Below are 21,470 nucleotides of genomic sequence, written 5' to 3' on the forward strand. Positions count from 1 at the left end.
AATTTTCGCCTTAAAATCACAATATTTGCTAAGGTTTTTTTAAAATAATATTTTTGATGAGTTTACTTATAATTGGTTCGGTTGCTTTTGATGCCATAGAAACACCTTTTGGCAAAACAGATAAGATTGTTGGTGGTGCGGCAACTTTTGCCAGTTTGGCAGCTTCTTATTTTTATGATCGGGTGAAAATTGTAGCTGTTGTGGGCGATGATTTCCCCAAAGAAGATATTGCTTATTTTAAAAGTCAGCATATTGATACTACGGGTTTGCAAATCAAACAAGGCGAGAGGTCCTTTTTCTGGTCGGGCAAATACCATAACGATATGAACAGCCGTGATACGTTGGTTACCGAACTGAATGTGCTGGCTGATTTTGACCCAATTATCCCTGATTCTTACCAGGATTGCGAGTATTTATTGCTTGGTAACCTCACACCAAAAGTGCAGCAAACTGTAATCAACCGTTTGTACAATCGCCCCAAATTAATTGTACTCGATACAATGAATTTTTGGATGGATATTGCATTGGATGATCTGTTGCAAACTTTAAAATCCATTGATGTCTTGGCGATTAACGATGCAGAAGCACGCCAGCTTTCCGGTGAATATTCTTTAGTAAAAGCAGCAGGAAAAATTTTGCAGATGGGGCCAAAGTATCTCATTATTAAAAAAGGCGAACACGGTGCTTTGCTTTTTGGTGAAGGGAAAATCTTTTCGGCACCGGCTTTACCGCTGAAAGATGTTTTTGACCCTACCGGCGCGGGCGATACTTTTGCCGGCGGATTTATAGGTTATTTGGCCCAATCTGGCGAAATTAGTTTTGATAGAATGAAAAACGGGATTATTATTGGTTCCGTTTTAGCTTCTTTTTGCGTAGAAAAATTCGGAACCGAAAAACTAAAAAATTTAACTCAGGAAGAAATTAAGGCGCGCGTGCAGCAGTTTGTACAATTAAGCACTTTTCAAATCGATTAGCTTAAAATCCCCACCAAATTTAGCCTGTTAAAAACAGTATCGGTATGCGGTGCTTCGGCCAGTTCTTTACTTAAATCCTGGCCGGCCCAATGCTGGTAATGCTTGCCGTTTAGCCACAACCGGCTTTCGGTTACATCATAAATCCGGCCTAAATACGCTATCCAAATTTCTGGTCTGTCTTGTCCGTTGCGTAAAGCAAGCTGATTTTTATTATAAACAGGAAGCGTGACTTCACTCATTTTAGGTCGATAAAAGAAGCATCGCGTTTTCTAAAATATTCAAAAAAAGCAATGTTCATCAGCAGTAAAGACATGAGGTAGAAATGATCTTCCACCGGGATCGTCCCAATCCGGACTGCTAAGTTTTCGGCGTTGTTATAACGCACGATTGGCACAGAAGTTAAAATCCCGTTTACAATATAAAACGGAATCAGCGAAACCAGATAAGCTAAGTAAAAGTGGTTCATCCAATTTACTTTAAACACAAACTGTACTAAAATCAGCAGTAAAAACAGTGTTCCAAAATTGATTAAAGTATATAATCTATTGTAATAAAAAATCAAAATGATGATTGAGACCAGCATTAGCATAAAGTTTAAAAAACTGACAATCCGATCCGCAATTTGCCATTTTACATAATAATTTAAACAGGCATAAATAAAAATACAGGAAAACGGGATGGTGAGGAAAAACAAGATTTCCTCTATAGGTAACCCAAAAAAACGGATACCTAAAATATAAGCCGGGTTGAAAGTCCATACACCTTTTAGGGTAAAAAAAACGTCCCAAACCAAAAATACAATGCCGATAAGCAATAATCCCGGCCAGATAAATTTCCAGCTTTTATAGTACCGGACGCGTGAATCAAAAGATAAAAGCAACGGAAAAACCACGCTTAAAAAATTGATCAGCAGGTAAGCATACTTCACTTTAAATTTTTGGCTTGCTGGTGTAAAAAAGTAATTTCCTGCGGGGAACATCGCCCGGAACCGATCATGAATTTAATAATGTTCTGCACAAAAAGTGAATCTGCAGAACCATAGTTTTTTTGTTTGAGCTGATGCAGGATTTGAGATTTATCAGCCTCCAAATCTTTGTTCAAGCCCAAAAAATGCGGCAGGTTGGTTTGAATGGAAAACCTGATAAACCTGATTTCCATATTGTTCGGACTAGCATTTACCGCTTGATCAACAGTTTTGCCGGATAAATTTAAAAACTTGATTTTGTTGTAAGGGTTCCAGCTATTTTTTGCTTTCAATGCTTCCAACGCGCCTAAATAAGCTATCTCAAGGGGCTGTTTAGGTGTACCGGTGTGCAGGTTTTGATATAAAGAATCCACTACTTTCGGATTGTTGATGGCACGCAGCATTTGTTTCCTCAGTTCCGGAATGATATTTTTTTGCGTGTTTGTCCCGAAGCAAAAAAACGTTCCAAAGCAAAAACATAAACCGAGTAGCAACACATTTTTCATTAGATCACTTTTAATTTTTGCTGCAAACAAGCCTGAAAATACAAAAACATTTTCTGACTGTCGGACACGCGGATCCGTTTCTGCATGATCACTTCGGCAGGTGTTTCTTTTATTTTTTTAAAAAGCTCCAGGTAATAAACGTAGGCCACGTAAACGCCAAGTTGTGCGCCTTCCGGAAGTTGTAAAATACCTTCCAGCGCATCGTCAAAATCTTTTTTAATATCAGTTTCGATCAGTTTTTTTTCTTCGGAATTGAATTTTGTAAAATCTACCGACGGAAAATACGTACGGCCACGTTCTTCAAAATCAGATTTTATATCGCGTAGAAAATTAATTTTTTGGAAGGCTGCACCTAAACTCCGTGCTTTCGGAACCAGTTTGTTGTACAAATCAACGTCTTCTTCACAAAAAATCTTCAAACACATCAACCCAACTACTTCCGCAGAACCATAAATATAATCTTTGTACCCAACTTCGCTGTAAGCCGTTTTATCCAGATCCATTTCCATCGATTTTAAAAAAGCATCGATCAAATGCAAATCAATCCCGTAAGTGTTCACCACTTCCTGAAAAGATTGCAAAACCGGGTTTAAGCTTATGTTTCGTTCAATCGCCTCAAACGTAACTTTCCTGAACTCACTGATCAGCAATTCTTTATCAAAACCATGAAAAGTATCCACAATTTCATCTGCATAACGCACAAAACCATAAACCGCGTAAATAGGATAGCGGAACCTTTTGGCAAACCTTTTAATTCCTTTGCTAAAAGAAGTACTGTATTTGTTGGTAATGATTTTACTGCACTCAAAACAAGTTTCGTTGTAAAGGTTCATGCGCTAAAAGAAGTATAACCAAAAGTACAAAAAATGCCTGCTTTTGTTTCTTTTGCAGTGGTATCGAAACAAATTGTTACAGCTAAACTTATCTTTCAGAGATGAATAAAAAGCAGCATATTGTCGTGATCGGTTCTGGTTTTGCAGGCTTATCGGCAGCATCAGTCCTGGCCAAAGATGGTTATCAGGTTACGGTTTTAGAAAAAAACGATCAGCCGGGCGGCCGGGCACGCGTGTGGGAAAAAGATGGTTTTACGTTTGATATGGGCCCGAGCTGGTATTGGATGCCGGATGTTTTCGATGATTATTTCGCTTTATTCGGAAAGAAAACTTCGGATTTTTATGATTTAAAGCGATTAGATCCGGGTTATCAGATTTACTTCGGCAAAAATGATGTGATGGAAATCCCGGCTTCAATGCAACAATTAGAACAGCTTTTTGAGCAGGAAGAATTGGGCAGCAGTGAAAAACTGAGGGAGTTTTTAAAACAGGCGGCCTACAAATACAAAGTTGGTATGGGCGAATACGTTTTCCGGCCATCGCATTCCATTACAGAATTTATTGATTTCAGGTTAATTAAAGAAAGTTTCCGTATCCAGATGCTTACGAGCATGAGTAAGCACGTGCGCGAATATTTCAAAAATCCAAAACTGATAAAACTACTGGAGTTCCCGGTTTTGTTTTTGGGTGCCACACCGCAAAATACGCCGGCCATGTACAGTATGATGAATTATGCCGATCTAGTATTAGGCACATGGTATCCGATGGGCGGTATGAACGAGATTGTAAAAGCCATGGTAAAAACAGCACAGGAGCAGGGTGTAGAAATAAAATTAAACCACGAAGTGCTGAAAGTTGAAGCTGAAAACGGTAAAGCTAAGTACGTAATTACGCAGCTCGGCGTTATCCAAGCTGATTTTGTGATTGCAGGCGCGGATTACGAACATGTGGATCAGCATTTACTGGATAAACCTGTCCGGAATTATGATCAGAAATATTGGGACAGCCGTACCATGTCGCCTTCCAGCTTGCTATTTTATATCGGCTTGAACAAAAAAGTGGATGGTATTCAACACCATAATTTATTTTTTGACGAAGATTTTGACCTTCATGCAGAAGAAATCTACACAAACCCGAAATGGCCACAAAAACCTTTGTTTTATGTTTCCTGTACTTCAAAAACAGATGATTCTGTTGCACCGCAAAATTGCGAAAACCTGTTTTTTTTAATGCCGGTGGCACCAGATTTAAAAGACGACGAAGCTACGCGCGAACATTATTTCAGTTTAATGCTGGATCGTTTTGAAAAAATAACTGGTCAGGAAATAAGAAACAATATTGTTGTAAAAAGAAGTTATTCACACCAGGATTTTATTTCGGATTATCACTCCTACAAAGGCAACGCGTATGGCTTGGCCAACACTTTAAAACAGACAGCTTTTTTTAAACCCGCCATGAAATCTAAAAAAATTAAAAATTTGTTGTTTACCGGGCAGCTGACTGTCCCTGGCCCAGGTGTCCCGCCATCTTTAATTTCCGGTCGGGTTGCCGCACAAGAGGCTAAAAAAATACTGGTAAAAGAAGCATTGCTGAAAAACCCTTAAACTAAAAAAGCCCGACGTATCGGGCTTTTCTTATTATATATCGAGTAAAAAAATTGAATTCGTTGTTTAATCTTCCATCGCATAAATCGGTTTTTTAACACCGTTGTCGTACGATTTCAAATTCTTTTTTAATAACTTACGTGCAACGTGGATGCGTGTTTTAACGGTTCCAATCGGAATAGTCAAATGATCTGCAATTTCATGATATTTATGGCCTTCAAAATACATGGTAAAAGGCACATAATATTCTTGTGGTAACTTGTCTAATGATCTTTTAATGTCATCCATTACAAATTTTGCCTCTCCCTGGTTTTTTGTTGAACTGAACACCAAATTTGCAGATGAAATTTCTTCGGATTTAGTCACAAATGTGCTCATCTTTACGAAACGACGATAGTTGTTAATGAAAGTGTTTTTCATGATGGTGTATAACCAACCTTTCAAATTTGTACCTTCTTTAAACTTATTATAATAAGTAATCGCTTTAAGCATTGTATCCTGAACTAAATCATTTGCGTCGTCTGCGTCATGGGTAAAATGAAGTGCGTAAGATCTTAAAGAACCCGCCTGACGCAATACCATGGTGTTAAATTCATTTTTTATCATTGTTCTGTTTTTTTACTGTGGTTTTAGCTTGTTTTCTGTAAAAACAGATACAATTACAAAGCCGTTTTTTCTGAAATTTTAAAAAACAGAACAAAACCCTGCAAAACCTGTGGTTAATTTTATAGTCCAGCTTTTAAAAAACTATTAAAAATACTTGTGCCGAAAAATTATTTAACTGATTTTCAGCAGGTTTTGATAAGAAATAGAGGAGGGAAAACTATTTTTACTAAATATCGTAAATCACAAGAAATCGGGGTTTTTGTATCATGTTAAATTATTGTTAAGCCTTATAGTTAATAAATATTTACTTCCCGCTGTAGTTTAACGCCAAATTTTTGATACACGCTGTCTATGATTTGCGACGATAACGCATAAATTTCTGCTCCACTGGCATTCCCATGGTTTACCAGCACCAAAGCCTGGTTTTTCCAGGTGCCGGTTCGGCCAATAGTTTTACCTTTCCAGCCACATTGCTCAATCAGCCAGCCCGCAGCCAGTTTCACTTTATCGTTGTCTGCTGGATAATTTACGATTGTTGGAAACGTATCTTTCAGATTGTCAAATTCGGCTTTTGTTACAATCGGATTCTGGAAAAAACTGCCCGCGTTGCCAATGGTAGATGGATCGGGAAGTTTAGAAACCCGGATATCAGAAACTACTTTAGAAACATCCAGGATAGATGGTTTTTCAATTCCGCGGTTTTGCAGTTCAGCTTCAATCGCACCGTATTTAATATTGATTTGAGGCTGAAGCGAAAGCTTAAACTTGACCGAAGTAATGATAAATTGATTTTTCAGTTCGGTTTTAAAAATACTTTCGCGATAGTCAAACCCACATGCTTCTTTTACAAAGGTTTTTTTATGCTGAGACGCAATTTCAAAAGCCTGGCAACTTTCGAACACATCTTGCAGCTCCACACCGTAAGCACCGATGTTTTGCACCGGCGAGGCACCAACAGAACCGGGAATCAAACTCAGGTTTTCCATTCCGGCAAAACCGTGGTTCACACAGTAATCAACCAGTTCTTTCCAGCTTTCGCCTGCGCCGGCTTCTACATAAACCTCTTCGTGGCTGATGCGGTGTTCGATGCCGCGGATGTTCATGCGGATGACCAATCCATCAAAATCCTGTGTAAAAAGCATGTTACTTCCTCCGCCTAAAACCAAACGCGGAATTTGCAGCCATTTCGGGTCGAGGAAAAGTTCGGTCAGTTCTTCTTCATGGTTAATTTCCACAAAAAACCTGGCATAGGCTTCAACACCAAAAGTATTAAAGTTTTTAAGGGAAATGTTTTCGCGGATCTGGAGCATGAAAAAGTATGCTAAAAGAAGCATCCGGCAAAATTATATAATCTTTTTAAAGAAGATTTATAGATTGTTATTTAAAATACTTCCTGCTCGCCACCAGCAACCCAAACTCTTCCGAAGGATTTTTTTGAGTTGATTTATGATGGATTTTGTGTGCTCTTTTTATGCCTGAAAAATAGCGGTTGTTCAATTTAAAAGTCTTAAAACGGTTGTGGATAAACCAATCGTGGAAGATAAAATAAACGATGCCGTAAACGCTGATACCGGCACCAATCCAGAAAGCATAACTTCGGTTTTCACGGTCAAACCACATTAAACTAACGGCGATCAACCCAAAAAGCAGACTGAAAATATCGTTCAGCTCAAAAAAACCATGACGCTCCTGATGATGCGTTTTGTGGATGAACCAAAGCGGCCCGTGAAAAAGAAACTTGTGCATCGCCCAGGAAATAATTTCCATAGCAATGATGGTAAGCAGAATAATAATTATTGGTAGAATGACAGCCATCGATGTATGATTATCAAAAAAGAACAGATAAAAGAAGCATCAGTTTTTGGCTAATGCTTCTTTTATCATGCAAAATATAAATTCTTCTAATTCTGAAACCCGATACAATGCTTCTTTTATACATTAAAAATCAACGCCTAAATTCTGTCAATTCTAAAATTCTACAAATTCCGGTTAAGACAATTCTGGTTTAGATATGGATCGCCCGATTATCCGTTGCTGCCATTGCAGCTTCTCTAACAGCTTCGGTATAAGTTGGATGTGCATGGGAAATCCGTGCAATATCCTCCGCTGAAGCGCGATATTCCATCGCCACAACTGCTTCTGCAATCACATCGGCAACGCGCGGCCCGATCATGTGTACGCCCAGCACTTCATCCGTAGCGGCATCGGCCAAAACTTTTACAAAACCGTCGGTATCCATGCTGGCGCGCGAACGACCGCTTGCTTTAAAAGGGAAAGAACCGGCTTTGTATTTCACGCCTTTTTCTTTCAACTGCTCTTCGCTATAGCCAACCGTAGCAACTTCCGGCCAGGTATAAACCACGCCCGGGATCAAATTGTAATTGATATGCGGCTTTTGTCCGGCAATAATTTCCGCCACATACGTGCCTTCGTCCTCCGCTTTGTGTGCCAGCATCGCGCCACGGATTACATCGCCAATGGCATAAACGCCCGGAACCGAAGTTTCCAGATGCTCGTTTACGGGGATTTTTTTGCCGCGTGGTTCCAGTTCGATGCCGAGTTTCTCCAAACCTAAACCTTCTGTATAAGCAGTTCGCCCAACGGCAACTAAGCAATAATCGCCTTTCAGTTCAATTTTATCGCCTTTCGGACTATCGGCCGTAACCGTAACTTCATCACCTTCAACTTTTGCGCCCGTAACTTTATGGCCCAGATAAAACTCCATACCTTGTTTTTGCAGCACTTTTTGCAGCTCTTTTCCTAAAGATCTGTCCAAAGTATTCACAATCAGATCGGTAAACTCTACCACGGAAACTTTGGTGCCTAAACGTGCATAAACCGAACCTAATTCCAGGCCAATTACGCCGCCGCCAATCAGGATCATGTGTTTCGGAATTTCCGGCAAATTCAACGCTTCGGTAGAAGTTACGATCCGCTTTTTGTCCATTTCAATAAAAGGCAAAACAGCAGGTTTTGAACCGGTGGCGATAATGATGTTTGTAGCGGTAATATTTTCTTCGGAACCATCTTCTTTTTTGATGCTGATGGTATTTTTATCCACAAAAGAACCCCAGCCCTGATAAGAAGTAATTTTATTTTTTTTGAACAGGAATGCAATGCCGCCGGTAGTTTGCTCTACTACTTCGTTTTTCCGTTTGATCATCTGCGCCAAATCCGGACGAAGGTTTTCGATATGGATGCCATGCGCTTCAAACGTGTGTGCGGCATTAAAATAATGTTCGGTAGAATCCAGCAAAGCTTTGGACGGGATGCAGCCCACATTCAAACAGGTGCCGCCAAAAGTTGAATATTTTTCGATACAGGCCGTTTTTAAACCCAGCTGTGCGCAGCGGATTGCCGCCACATAACCGCCGGGGCCTGAACCAATAACAATGACATCATATTGCATAAAAAATGTTTTTTAGGAAACGCGAATTTAAGTTTTTTTGCTGGTTAAGAAAGTCAGATTTGGGTAATTAGACATCAAAACTTATGCGGTAAAAACAGCATTGTCCACAATTTTAAAATCAAAATTTGCTGTATCTTTCGGTGCCAAAACCTACCGTTCATCATGTTTTCAAAATGCTTCTTTTATCGTATAAAATCTGTTATTACTGTTGGTTTGTTGTTTTTTTTGGCCGGAAATGTTTTCGCACAGCAAAAGTTTGGGCGGCTGATCAACAAAATTGATTCGCTTACGGCGGCCGGTTTGCCAAAATCAGCTTTAAAAGAAGTGGACAAACTGGATTTGCTGGCTAGGCAAAACCACAACGCGCCACAGCAAATCCGTGCTGCCGTTTACCGCATGAACTTGCAAACTTATCTGGAAGAAAATGCGCTGATTGCCATTATCAATCGCTTAAAACTGGATATTAAACGGGCAGAATTTCCGGTAAAACCAGTTTTACAATCTGTTTTGGCAGAAATTTTCTGGAAATATTACGGGCAAAACCGTTATCAGTTTTCACAACGATCAACTTTAGAAAAACCGGATGCTGATTTTACAAAATGGGATTTAAAAACGATTATCCGCGAAGTTGGAAATCTATATCAGCAATCGTTACAAAACACACAATTATCGCAAAATACATCAGTTTCGGTTTTAGAAGGGGTTTTGCAGGGAGATAAAAGCACACGCTATTTGCGGCCAACTTTGTATGATTTATTGTTGCACCGCGCACTGGATTTTTATCTGGCAGAAGAACCGGATTTGCCAAAACCACGATTGGCTTTTTCGCTAAATGATCCGCGGTTTTTTGGTGATGATGCTGTTTTTATCCACCTAAAACTGGCAAAAACAGATACGGCTTCGGTAACTTATCAGGGAATTAAATTATTACAGCAGGCAACAATTTTTCACCTGCAAAAGAAGCATCTCGAAGCTTTGGCCGATCTGGATTTGAAGCGATTTGAATTTTTGCACCGAAAATCAACACTTCCCGAAAAAGATTTACTTTATAAAAATGCACTGCAAAATAGTAGTCAAATATTTGTCAATCAGACCATTGCTGCGGATGGGTTGGTTTTGCTGGCGCAGTATTTTCGGCAAAAAGACAGTTTGGTTACGGCTGTTGGTTATCTGCAAAAAGCAATTAAAACTTACCCGGAAAGTTTGGGCGGAAAAAATGCGGTGCTTCTTTTACAGCAGATAAATCAGCAAAGTTTATCCGCAGAAATAGAAAATGTGAACTTGCCGGATGAGCCGGTTTTGGCAAAAGTGAATTATCAAAACCTGCAAAATGCGACTGCAACAATTTATCAGCTTAATGATAAGCAACTGACTGAAGCAAGGCATTTGCAGCAATATAATAATAGCGGAGAGCTTAATTTCAACCCGAAAATTTTGGCTTATGTGCAAAGATTACCAGTTGTGCAGCAGCAGCAAATCCGCCTGCCGGATTTAAAAGATTATCGGCAGCACGCAGCAGAATTCAAGATCCATCCGCTCAAACCCGGATTTTATGTGCTTCTTTTATCGGCAGAAAATCGGCGTGATAGTTCGCTAACTGGGGTTTCCGGTTTTCAGGTAACGAATCTGGCTTATGTTGGAAGACAAAACCCGGATGAATCATTAGAAATTAAAACGATTAATCGTAAAACCGGCGAGCTGATGAAGAATGTTAAAGTAAAAGTTGTTAATACTCAGGAAGGTACAATAGTTGGAAATGGTTTATCTGATACTGATGGAAAATTTGTTTTTCATACCATCAGAAACAATAGCCTTAAAATTAGTTTATCCGTTCCGGGAGATTTTTATACGGACAACAATAGTTTTTACGGCGCGATTGATCGTCAGGAGAAATATTCGAGCAAGCAAACTATTTTATTTACCGACCGGCAATTGTATCGCCCCGGGCAAACCATTTATTTTAAAGGTTTGCAACTTGTTAACAAAAATGGCAAAAGCGAAATTGTAGTAGATGAAGAACAGGAAGTTGAACTGAACGACAGCAACAATAAAAAACTGAGTTCGGTAAAAATTAAAACCAACCAATTCGGTACGTTTAGCGGTTCGTTCGTTTTGCCGCAATCGATGCTGAACGGACAGGTTTATCTGCGGACAGAAAACGGAGATTTAAACGTTCGCATTGAAGAATACAAACGCCCAACTTTTCAACTCATTTTTAATGTGGTAAAAGAAGCATATCGGCCCGGCGATTCTGTTAAATTGAAAGGTAAAGTTTTGGCTTTTTCGGGTTTTGGTTTGGCCGGGGCGCGGGTGAAAGTAGATATTAAATCATCACGCGTTGAAATCAGCAAACAACCTAATTCTAACAGGATAAATTCTATTAATATCACTAAAAAATCAACAGATTTTTTAAGTGATACCATTACAACCAATGCAAAAGGCGAGTTTGTTATCCGTTTCAAAGCCTTTTCCGATCCGAATTTAGAACTTTCCAGCTTTTACAATATCCAGGCAGAAGCAACAAATTCCAGCGGAGAAACACATGTTAATTCTGTTTCGCTTAACGTGGCTACAAACCCTTTAAAAATCAATTTAAATCTTCCTCAAAAACTATTGCAAACAGATTCTTTACAATTTCAGGCAGGTTTGATGAATTTAAATAATCAGTTCCAAACCGGAAGTTTAAATGTTAAAATTTTTTCACTGAAAAAACCAGATCAAACAATTACCAAAAACCGTTTATGGGAAAAACCAGATCAGTTTTTATGGACGAAAGATGAGTTTAAAAAACTGTTTCCAACTTATGCCTGGAAAAATGAAGATGAACCACGGACCTGGGAAAAAGATAAATTAGTTTCGGAAACGGATTTGAAAGCGGACAGCAACCGTTTTTCAATATTGGATTTATCGGGTTTGAAACAGGAAAACTCCGGTTTTTATCGCATAGAAATAGCGGCTAAAAACAGTATCGGCGATACGATTTCTACAATTCAGTTAGTGCAGTTTATCAACCAGAAACCGGAAATGGCCACGATGGAAAACTGGGCAGTTCCGCTGGTTGTGCAAGCTGCGCCGGGCAGCAAAGTCAGTTTTAGTTTGATGCCGGAAATCCATGTTCTGGCCGAAGTTTTTGACGGGGAAAAGATACTTTCTTCGGAATGGATTGCTACCGGAAAAACAATGCTGCGCAAGGAGATTTCGGTGCCGATGAATGCAAGCAATAAACTGCACGTACAGTTTTTGATGCTGAAAGATAACCGCGTTTATAACTTATATCAGCGCATAAATATCATCCGAAATGAACATCCGCTGTCGGTCAAGCTGCTTACTTTTCGTGATAAACTGCAGCCCGGCGAAAAGGAACAATGGAAATTACAGGTTTCCGGCAATGAAAAGCAATCGGTAGAAATGCTGGCCGCGATGTACGATGCTTCGCTGGATGATCTGGCTCCGGCGCAAAACTGGATGCAGCAGCTGCAAAATATCAATCGGGAATATGACGCCAATTATTTCAGCTGGAACATTTATAATTTCATCAATGCAAAACAAACGCAGCAGCTTTATTTCCGCTCCACCAACTTTGATTTGCTGGTCCGGGAATATGAAAAGTTGAATTTGTTGGGTTTTAATTATTATGGCGGATATAATTATGCTTTTCAGCATTTAACCAGCACGTTAGCCAACGAATTAGCTACAAATGCGATGATGGTGCAAATAAATAAGGATAATTATCAAAAAAGCGTTGCTGCCTACAAAAATGGATTTGATGTAAACGGAAGAATAATTGATGCAAAAGACAAAATTGGTTTGGCAATAGTTACCGTAACCATAAAAGGGACAAAAATTTACGTTTACACGGATAATAGCGGTCGGTTTAAGTTACATATACCGGAAAATGCTACTTTAATAATTGGCTACATCGGTTATATCAGGCAGGAAATTAGAGTAAAAAAAGGTGTTTTGCCGGTGATAAAACTCAAGCCCAGCAATAATAGTTTAAATGAAGTTGTGGTAGTTGGGTACGGAACGCAGGCAAAGCGAAGTTTAACAAGTTCGATGACATTTGTTGAGGAAAGTAATGAACTCATAAGTTTTGCAGCTGTTGAAAAAATATCTGCTGACGGAACTATTATAAGGAACGGAAAAGTTGTTCAGCAAAATGTGATGATCAGAGGGAGGAGTTCTTTGGAAGGTAAAGTTGCCGGTTTGCAAATTGCAGATGCAAATTCCAACGGGTTGTCAGCATCCAATCCAATCCTCATCCGCAAAAATTTTAATGAAACCGCTTTCTTTTACCCGCAATTAAGTACGAATGAAAAAGGCGAAATCCTGATCAATTTTACCATGCCGGAAGCCTTGACCAAATGGCGTTTCAAAGCTTTAGCACAAACACCGGAACTGAAGTTTGCTTATCAGGAAAAGGAAGTCATCACGCAAAAACAATTGATGGTTTCGGCCAATATGCCGCGGTTTTTCCGGGAAGGCGATACGATTGTAGTTTCGGCAATTGTGGCCAACTTGGATACCAAAAAAGTAGTGGTAAAAACAGTATTGCAACTATTCAATGCGATGAATATGCAGCCGGTAAAACTGCTGGCGAATGCTTCTGAAGGAAACCAAACGATTGATATTGAAGCGAATACCAATAAATCGGTTTCTTTTAAATTGATCATTCCACAAGGATTGGATGCGCTGAATTACCGCCTGACTGCTGATGCCGGAAAGTACAGCGACGGCGAAGAAAACACCATTCCGGTTTTGCCAAATGCAATGCTGGTGACGGAATCTGTGCCGATGATGGTCCGCCCAAATCAAACTAAAACTTTTACGCTCGAAAAGTTGCTGCACAACCAAAGCAGCACGCTTCAAAATAAAACTTTAACGCTGGAATATACCGAAAACCCGGCTTGGTACGCGGTACAGGCTTTGCCATATTTAATGGAATATCCGTACGAATGTGCCGAGCAAACTTTTAGCCGATATTTTGCCAATAGTTTGGCTACTTCGCTGCTGAAGCGTTTGCCGGTAATTCAGCAGGTTTTTGAGCGGTGGAAAACTTCCGATTCCAAAGAACTACTTTCCAACCTCGAAAAAAACCAGGAACTGAAATCGGTTTTGATTGAAGAAACGCCCTGGCTGCGCGATGCACAAAACGAATCGGAACAGAAAAAACGGATTGCATTATTGTTCGATTTGAACAAAATGAGTTACGAACTGCAACGTAATATTGACAAGTTGAAGGAAATGCAGTTGGCCGATGGCAGTTTTCCATGGTTTACCGGTTTGCACAGCGATCGGTATATTACACAATATATTTTAGCGGGAATTGGTCAGTTGTATAATGCAAAAGCTGTTGGCCTTCAAAACCAAACTTTAAAAAACATCAGCGATAAAGCTTTAAATTATCTGGACCAGGAATTGGTTAAGCCTCGTGATGCTGTTTTTATCGGTAAAAAATTGGTGCCGGATAATTTAAGTTCGATAGAAATCCACGGCTGGTATGCAAGAAGTTATTTTGCCGAAAAGCCAATGAGCGATGCTTTGAAAGCTGCCTGGAAAAAATATCAGCAAAAAGCAAACACCACATGGACACAGCGCAGTGTTTACGAAAAAGGCTTGATTGCTTTAACTTTCCAGCATTTTAAGCTGGTAAAAGAAGCACAGCAAATTGTTAAATCCCTGATTGAGACTTCGCAGCAATCCGAAGAAATGGGTATGTACTGGCCGAAAAACCAACTGGGTTATTTCTGGTACCAAAATCCGGTAGAAACGCAAAGTTTGTTAATTGAGCTTTTTGCTGAAGCGGGAAAATCTAAAGAGGCGGAGGAAATGAAAATCTGGTTGTTGCGCAACAAGCAAACTAACAACTGGAAAACCACCACGGCAACGGCGCAGGCTTGTTATGCTTTGTTGCTCCACGGAGAAAACTGGCTGCAGCCAAAAGGCAAAACGATGCTGTTTTTAGGTGGTAAAAATCTGCAAGAATTAAAACCTGAAATCAAAGCTGATGCCGGAACTGGTTATTTTAAAACGAGCTGGAATGAGAATCAAATTAAACCTGAACTTGGAAAAATTGAAGTTAAAAATGGAAGTAACGTAATTAGCTGGGGCGCAATTTACTGGCAATATCTGGAGAAATTAGACAAGATTTCATCGGCTAAAAACAGCATTAGTTTGGAGCGGAAATATTTTATCCGAAGTAAAAATAATGCAGGCGAAGTGTTGATTGCTGTTGATAAAAACCATCATCCAAAAGTTGGCGATTTATTAAAAATTGTGGTTTACTTAAAAACCGACCGTGATTTTGAATACGTGCATTTGAAAGATATGCGGCCAGCCGGAACAGAACCGGTTGATGTTTTGTCCGCCTATAAATACCAGGATGGTTTGCAATATTATCAGGTAACAAAAGATGTGGCCACCAACTTCTTTATCAGCTATTTATCAAAAGGAAATTATGTTTTTGAGTATGGTTTGCGGGTTGCGCAGCCGGGAAATTTTTCTACGGGCATTAGTTCGGTGCAAAGTATGTATGCGCCGGAATTTGGCGCACATTCGGAAGGAAAAAGGATAACTTTAAGCAAATGATCCCTCAAAAAAATCGTTTTTAATGTAACCTTTTCAAATTATTTTCATCTACAGAGAAAAGCGTTGGCCGGTAATTAGCTGTCTTTTTCAATTTAAAAAACTAAAGCAATAGTTAAAGTTTGTTAAATAGAAAAAGATCAGGTTTTTATCTGTTACCTTGCTTCCTAAATCAACGCTTCAATTTGCTTTTATGCTTAAATTTTTACTTTTTGCGGGATGCTTCTTTTACTGCATCAATTTTGCTTCGGCACAAAACAAAACAATTTCTATTGCGGGCACAGTTACCGATTCTGTAAAACAAACCCCTTTAGGTTATGTAACTATTTTGCTGAAAGATGCCAGCGGAAAAGCCGTTAAAAGTACGCTGACCAAAGATGATGGTTCTTTTCAACTGTTGAATGTTACGCCCGCGGTTTATCAGTTAAATGTGGCCTACATCGGTTTTGTGTCCAAAATTATACCGATAAAAGAAGCATCTGCAAAAATTGACTTGGGGAAAGTAAAACTTGCTACGTCCAGCAATCAGCTGAAAGAGGTTTCTGTTGTGGCGGCAAAACCATTGGTGAGACGCGAAGTGGACAGGATTGCTTATGACGTGCAGGCCGACCCGGAAAGTACCGTTTTAACAGTTCTGGATATGATACGCAAAGTGCCGATGCTTTCTGTAGATGCGCAGGATAACATCAAACTAAAAGGCAGCGGAAACTATAAGATTTTGATCAATAATAAAGAATCATCGCTGGTGGCCAAAAATCCTTCTGATGTGTTTAAAGCGATGCCGGCTGCCAATATCGAACGTATAGAAGTAATTACCACGCCGCCGGCCAGATATGATGCAGAAGGTTTGGCCGGGATCATCAACATCATCACCAAAAAAAATGTTGACCAAGGTTATAACGGCAGCATCAACGTACGCGAAAATTTTACTTATGGGCCAGGCGTTAATTTAAACGGAACTTTGAAAAAAGGCAAGCTTGGCGTATCTGCTTATGCCGGGATCGGAGATCAGATAAACCGTACCAATCCGTATGATAATACGCAAACTTTTACCAGGGACAATTCGGTCCTCGGCCAAAACGGAACCAATACCAACGGTGGATATTACAGCTACGGAAATGTAGAAGTGAGTTATGAAATTGATTCATTAAACCTGCTGACAGCTTCTTTGGACTTAAATAAAGGAAAATTTAAGCAGGCGAGCGATCAGGTTACTGCGCAGCGCACCGGTGAAGGTTTATTATCACAATCTTATCAATTGATAAATAATGGGACCAGCAGTTGGAGTGGTGCAGATGCAGGCATTAACTATCAGCTTGGTTTTAAAAAAGACAAAAACCGTTTGCTTACTTTATCTTACAAATTTTCGCATTCGCCCAGCGTTCAGTTTAACGATGTCAATATTACAGATGAAATTAATTATACATTGCCCAATTATCAGCAGCATAATACGGCTGGCAGCAATGTGCATACTTTTCAGTTAGATTATGTTTATCCGGTAAAAAAGTTGACTATTGAAGCAGGCGGAAAATCCATTTTGCGTGGAAATTATAGTGATTTTACAAGTGAAAATCTGGATAATTCAACAGGTCAGTACGTAAACAACCCAAATCAAACCAATGAATTTAATTATCAGCAAAACGTTTACAGCTTGTACAATTCTTACCAGTTAAAACTTACTAAATGGTCGGCAAAAGCTGGTTTGCGTTTAGAACATACTCATATCAATGCTGATTTTGCTTCGGTTAGAAGTGTTGCCAGGCAGGATTATAACAACCTGATCCCGTCAGTTTCCCTTCAGCGTAGCTTTAAAACCGGAAGTATTAATTTTGGATTTACGCAACGTATCCAACGGCCGGGCATTTGGCAGTTAAACCCTTTTGTAGATTTATCGAACCCCAAATTTATCAGTACGGGCAATCCAAACCTGAAACCGGAACTGAACAATACTTTTGAACTCAATTACAGCAATTTCTCCAAAGGTTCTGTCAATGTTGGGTTAAGTTATGCTTTCTCCAATAATTCTATCCAAAATGTTTCCAACATTTTATTGCAAACCAACGCCGCCGGAAAACAAGATACCATTACTTCAAGCACTTATCAAAACCTGGGCACCAACAAAAGCGTGGGTTTTAATGTAAGTGCAAATTATACACTAATAAAAAAACTTTCATTAAGCTTAAACACACAACTAAGCCATGTTTGGCTGGAAGGTTATTACAATGGGCAATTGTATAAAAACAACGGGACTACCGGCAATGCTTCTGCTAATTTGGGTTACAAGTTTGATAATGGTTACCGTTTCGGTGTTGATTTTGGTTATTATAGCGGAGATATACAATTGCAGGGCAGGTTTTCGCAGTACATTTATTCATCTTATAGTGCTTCTAAAGAATTGTTTAATAAAAAACTGACAATAGCCTTAGCTGCCAGCAATCCGTATAGTAAGTTTTTTAAATTTAGTGCTATCACCAATACGCCCGATTACAATCAAACCGCGCATTTTTACAACCGTTATCGCAGTTTTAATGTTAGTTTGAATTATAAATTTGGCAAACTTAAAAGTGATATCAAAAAGAACCAGCACGGCATCAATAATGATGATACCAAAAGCGGTGGAAAAAGTAACACAGGTAATTAATTTGCATGAACATCTACGGCATCAAAAATTGCAACACAGTAAAAAAAGCATTGGACTGGCTGAAAGAAAACCACATTGAATACACATTTCACGATTTTAAGAAAGAAGGCGTTTCTGTGGAGAAATTGCAGGATTGGAGCAGTAAAGCGGGTTACGAAAAACTGCTGAACAAACATGGCCTGACCTGGAAACAATTGGATGCCGATAAAAAAGCTTCCATTATTGGCGAAGCAGAAGCACTCCAACTTTTGCATGATAAAAGCAGCATGATCAAACGGCCGGTTTTGGAAATTGGTGAAAAAGTTGTTTTGGGTTTTGAGGAAAAGGTTTATCAAATGCTGTTTTTATAGAGTAAATTTTGCCTGAGTCGGTTTTCTGAAGGTTTTTGAGGTAACAATCATTTTACCTGGCAAAAGCCATGTGTTTTTTTCTTAATTATGCTTTCTTTATTGAAAACATAAAAAATGATGAAACTGAATTTTTTACCTGTAAGTGTATTGGCCTTATTCTTTTTTGCAGATGTAGTTTCGGCACAAACAACGCCGCCCGCATCGGCCACACGGCCAGCTACTGCTACTGGCCGACCGGATTATAGCCGGATACAAGAGCCGCAAATCCAAACCAATTACAATTACCACGATGCTTTTGCACCGTTTTTTTATACTAAAAATGGCAACGAATATCGCTCGGCAGGTGGCCAGCCGGGGCCGAAATACTGGCAAAACCGCGCTGATTATCAATTATCTGTTTCTTTAAATGACCAAACCAATGAAATCAGCGGAACGGAAATCCTGACTTACACCAACAATAGCCCGGATAAATTGGGTTTTCTGTGGATGCAGCTGGATCAGAATTTATTCCGTCAGGATTCCCGCGGCTCGGCCATTATTCCTACAACCGGCAGCCGCAATGGTGGCCACGGCGAAGTTTTTGATGCCGGTTACAAAATTAAGTCGGTAAAAGCAGTAGCTACAGGCAAAGGTAAATCCACAGAAACCGAAGTTAAATTTATGATCAACGATACGCGGATGCAGGTTTTTCTTCCGCAAAACCTCAATGCAAACGGCGGTCAGGTTAAGCTTAAAATCGAATACAGTTTTATCGAACCCAATTATGGCTCAGACAGGACCGGTTATTTAGATACCAAAAACGGCAAAATTTACACCATCGGCCAATGGTACCCGCGCATGTATGTGTATGATGATATTTCCGGCTGGAACATGCTGCCTTATACCGGCCCGGGCGAGTTTTATCTGGAGTACGGAGATTTCGACATCAACATTACCGCGCCGTCCAATCATATTGTGGTTTCTTCCGGAGAGTTACAAAACCCTAAAGATGTTTACACGCCGGAGCAGCTTAAACGCTGGGCACAAGCCGCAAAATCCGACCAAGCCGTGATGATCCGTAATGCCGCTGAAGTAACGGAGAAAACTTCGCGCCCGGCCGGAAAAGCCACTTTAACCTGGCATTTTAAACTAAAGAATGCACGTGACGCTTCCTGGGCTTCTTCTGCGGCTTTTATGGTAGATGCGGCCAAAATGGATTTGCCAAGCGGCCGTAAAGCGATGGCTATTTCTGCTTATCCGGTAGAAAGCGAAGGTGCTGATGCCTGGGGAAGATCAACCGAATACACCAAAAAATCTATCGAATTCAACTCGGCCAAATGGTATGAATTTACTTATCCGAATGCCACAACCGTTGCGGGCATCGTTGGCGGGATGGAATATCCGGGGATTGTTTTCTGCGGATACAAAGCAAAAGGACGCAGTTTATGGGGCGTAAACGATCACGAGTTCGGCCACAACTGGTTCCCGATGATTGTAGGTTCTAACGAAAGGCTGTACGGCTGGATGGACGAAGGTTTCAATACATTTATCAACACACTTTCTACCGATCATTTTAACAATGGCGAGTACAAGCCAAAAGCCTCGCCAGACATGCACCGGATTGGTGCCTACTTTACTGATCCGTCTTTAGAACCAATATTAAGTCCGGTTGATGGCATAAAAGAAAGGAGCAATGGCACTTTACTCTATTCAAAACCAAGTGCCGGTTTGGTTTTGCTGCGCGAACAGATTTTAGGCCCTGAGCGTTTTGACCGGGCTTTTAAAACCTATATCAACCGCTGGGCTTTTAAACATCCTGCCCCGGATGATTTTTTCAGGACGATGGAAAACGTTTCCGGTGAAAGCCTGAACTGGTTTTGGCGCAGCTGGTTCCAGAACAACTGGCGCTTGGACCAAGCCGTGCGCGATGTTAAATATGTTGACAATGATCCGGCAAAAGGTTCTTTGATTACGGTTGATAACCTGGAAAAAATGCCGATGCCGATGATCCTCGAAATTAAAACCGAAAGCGGCAAAACAAGCCGCATAACCTTGCCGGTAGAAATTTGGATGCGCAACAACACCTGGACTTTCCGCTATCCATCTACCGAAAAAATCCAGTCTGTAACTTCTGATCCGGACAAACATTTGCCTGATTTTAACCCGGACAACAACGTGTGGCAAAATAAATAACACGAAATCAAGTTTAATGCGTAGAAGAAGCTTCGGGAAACTAAGGCTTCTTTTTTGTTTTCGGCAGAAAGTTTTTTAAACCGATGCTTCTTTTATCACCTAAAATTTAACACAACTTTTAAATAGAAAGATAGTTAACAGTACATGAAACTTAGATTACTCATCACTTTTTTAGCTGTTTCGGTACTGTTTGGCCGTTTACAAGCGCAAAATGTTTTTAAAGGAACGGTGTTTGAAGGAAAATCATCCCGCAAATTAGCAGATGTTTTTGTACGAGACGTTAACTCCAAAGAAATTTCGCTTACTGATAAATCTGGTAATTTCAGCATCCGTACGGTTATCAACCATACGCTGATTTTCTCGTCTCCCGGTTACGTTTCGGATACTTTGTACCTGGTTGATCTCAAACCAAAACGCATTGAACTGGGGTTGCAAGGCATCAATTTAAACCAGGTAAACATTACCGGCAGCAAAGCTTTTAACCCGCGGGAAGAATATCCGGAAGTTTATGAACTTAGCAAATTTGCCTTGTCGCCATCGCGCATATTTGGCAAAGAAGCCAGGGACGCACGCCGTTTAAAACGATATTTTAGCCGCGAAGTAGAAGAACGGCAAATCGATTCTGCATTTAATGTGCTGTATGTAAGTAGTTTAGTGCCTTTAAAAGGCCAAGAGTTAGAAAATTTTATGACGATATACCGGCCATCTTACGCCCAAATAAAAGGTCCGCGATCTTCGCTAACCTTGTACATTAACGATGCCTATAAAAAGTTTATGGCCCTGCCGCCCGAAAAGCGTACCATCCAACCATTATCTGCAAATTAAC

At 40.0% G+C, this 21,470-nt stretch carries 15 protein-coding genes; 7 read left to right on the top strand and 8 right to left on the bottom strand.

Annotated elements, in window-relative coordinates; translation table 11 throughout:
- Nucleotides 1-56 precede the first annotated feature (56 nt).
- Nucleotides 57-974, top strand: coding sequence for a PfkB family carbohydrate kinase (locus ACOFKR_RS03630; RefSeq protein WP_419802668.1), 918 nt, complete (start codon nt 57-59; stop codon nt 972-974).
- On the opposite strand, the gene ACOFKR_RS03635 is transcribed toward ACOFKR_RS03630, so the two are convergent.
- From ACOFKR_RS03635 to ACOFKR_RS03650, 4 genes are read right to left on the bottom strand one after another with little or no spacing between them, the layout of a single operon-like run.
- Nucleotides 971-1,213, bottom strand: coding sequence for a cytochrome b5 domain-containing protein (locus ACOFKR_RS03635; protein ID WP_419802669.1), 243 nt, complete (start codon nt 1,211-1,213; stop codon nt 971-973). The two genes, ACOFKR_RS03630 and ACOFKR_RS03635, sit on opposite strands and share 4 nt — an antisense overlap.
- Nucleotides 1,210-1,902, bottom strand: a complete 693-nt coding sequence (locus tag ACOFKR_RS03640; protein WP_419802670.1) for a lycopene cyclase domain-containing protein — start codon at nt 1,900-1,902, stop codon at nt 1,210-1,212. The genes ACOFKR_RS03635 and ACOFKR_RS03640 overlap by 4 nt, the downstream gene beginning before the upstream one ends.
- Nucleotides 1,899-2,444, bottom strand: coding sequence for a hypothetical protein (locus ACOFKR_RS03645; RefSeq protein ID WP_419802671.1), 546 nt, complete (start codon nt 2,442-2,444; stop codon nt 1,899-1,901). Before ACOFKR_RS03645 ends, ACOFKR_RS03640 begins: the two co-directional genes overlap by 4 nt.
- Nucleotides 2,444-3,277 carry a phytoene/squalene synthase family protein gene (locus ACOFKR_RS03650; protein WP_419802672.1) on the bottom strand — a complete coding sequence of 278 codons (834 nt, stop codon included), beginning with the start codon at nt 3,275-3,277 and terminating at the stop codon, nt 2,444-2,446. The genes ACOFKR_RS03645 and ACOFKR_RS03650 overlap by 1 nt, the downstream gene beginning before the upstream one ends.
- Before the next feature lie 101 nt (nt 3,278-3,378).
- Between ACOFKR_RS03650 and ACOFKR_RS03655 the strand changes: the two genes are divergently transcribed.
- Nucleotides 3,379-4,881 (top strand): phytoene desaturase family protein, encoded by a 1,503-nt coding sequence (locus ACOFKR_RS03655; protein WP_419802673.1) that lies wholly within the window; start codon nt 3,379-3,381, stop codon nt 4,879-4,881.
- 66 nt (nt 4,882-4,947) lie between these two features.
- Here ACOFKR_RS03655 and ACOFKR_RS03660 read toward each other — a convergent pair whose 3' ends face one another.
- From ACOFKR_RS03660 to lpdA, 4 genes are all read right to left on the bottom strand, one after another.
- Complete coding sequence (locus ACOFKR_RS03660; RefSeq protein ID WP_419802674.1) at nt 4,948-5,487, bottom strand: RNA polymerase sigma factor; 540 nt, start codon at nt 5,485-5,487, stop codon at nt 4,948-4,950.
- Nucleotides 5,488-5,780: 293 nt separating this feature from the next.
- Nucleotides 5,781-6,797: a UDP-N-acetylmuramate dehydrogenase gene (murB, locus tag ACOFKR_RS03665; protein ID WP_419803612.1), complete on the bottom strand. Its 1,017-nt coding sequence runs from the start codon at nt 6,795-6,797 to the stop codon at nt 5,781-5,783.
- A gap of 67 nt (nt 6,798-6,864) precedes the next feature.
- Nucleotides 6,865-7,302 (bottom strand): sterol desaturase family protein, encoded by a 438-nt coding sequence (locus ACOFKR_RS03670; RefSeq protein ID WP_419802675.1) that lies wholly within the window; start codon nt 7,300-7,302, stop codon nt 6,865-6,867.
- A 190-nt stretch (nt 7,303-7,492) separates the two neighbouring features.
- Nucleotides 7,493-8,896: a dihydrolipoyl dehydrogenase gene (gene lpdA / locus ACOFKR_RS03675; protein ID WP_419802676.1), complete on the bottom strand. Its 1,404-nt coding sequence runs from the start codon at nt 8,894-8,896 to the stop codon at nt 7,493-7,495.
- A gap of 162 nt (nt 8,897-9,058) precedes the next feature.
- Here lpdA and ACOFKR_RS03680 point away from each other — a divergent pair, with 162 nt between their 5' ends.
- From ACOFKR_RS03680 to ACOFKR_RS03700, 5 genes are all read left to right on the top strand, one after another.
- Entirely contained in the window at nt 9,059-15,484 is a 6,426-nt protein-coding gene (locus tag ACOFKR_RS03680) for an alpha-2-macroglobulin family protein (RefSeq protein WP_419802677.1), read from the top strand.
- A 190-nt stretch (nt 15,485-15,674) separates the two neighbouring features.
- Entirely contained in the window at nt 15,675-18,122 is a 2,448-nt protein-coding gene (locus tag ACOFKR_RS03685; RefSeq protein ID WP_419802678.1) for a TonB-dependent receptor domain-containing protein, read from the top strand.
- 5 nt (nt 18,123-18,127) lie between these two features.
- Nucleotides 18,128-18,472: a Spx/MgsR family RNA polymerase-binding regulatory protein gene (locus ACOFKR_RS03690; protein ID WP_419802679.1), complete on the top strand. Its 345-nt coding sequence runs from the start codon at nt 18,128-18,130 to the stop codon at nt 18,470-18,472.
- A 114-nt stretch (nt 18,473-18,586) separates the two neighbouring features.
- A complete protein-coding gene (locus ACOFKR_RS03695) occupies nt 18,587-20,644 on the top strand; it encodes a M1 family metallopeptidase (RefSeq protein ID WP_419802680.1) in 2,058 nt (685 codons plus the stop codon).
- A gap of 144 nt (nt 20,645-20,788) precedes the next feature.
- A complete protein-coding gene (locus ACOFKR_RS03700) occupies nt 20,789-21,469 on the top strand; it encodes a hypothetical protein (RefSeq protein ID WP_419802681.1) in 681 nt (226 codons plus the stop codon).
- Nucleotide 21,470: the final 1 nt, after the last annotated feature.

The sequence above is a fragment of the Mucilaginibacter sp. genome (assembly GCF_965201005.1).
GTDB lineage: Bacteria > Bacteroidota > Bacteroidia > Sphingobacteriales > Sphingobacteriaceae > Mucilaginibacter_A.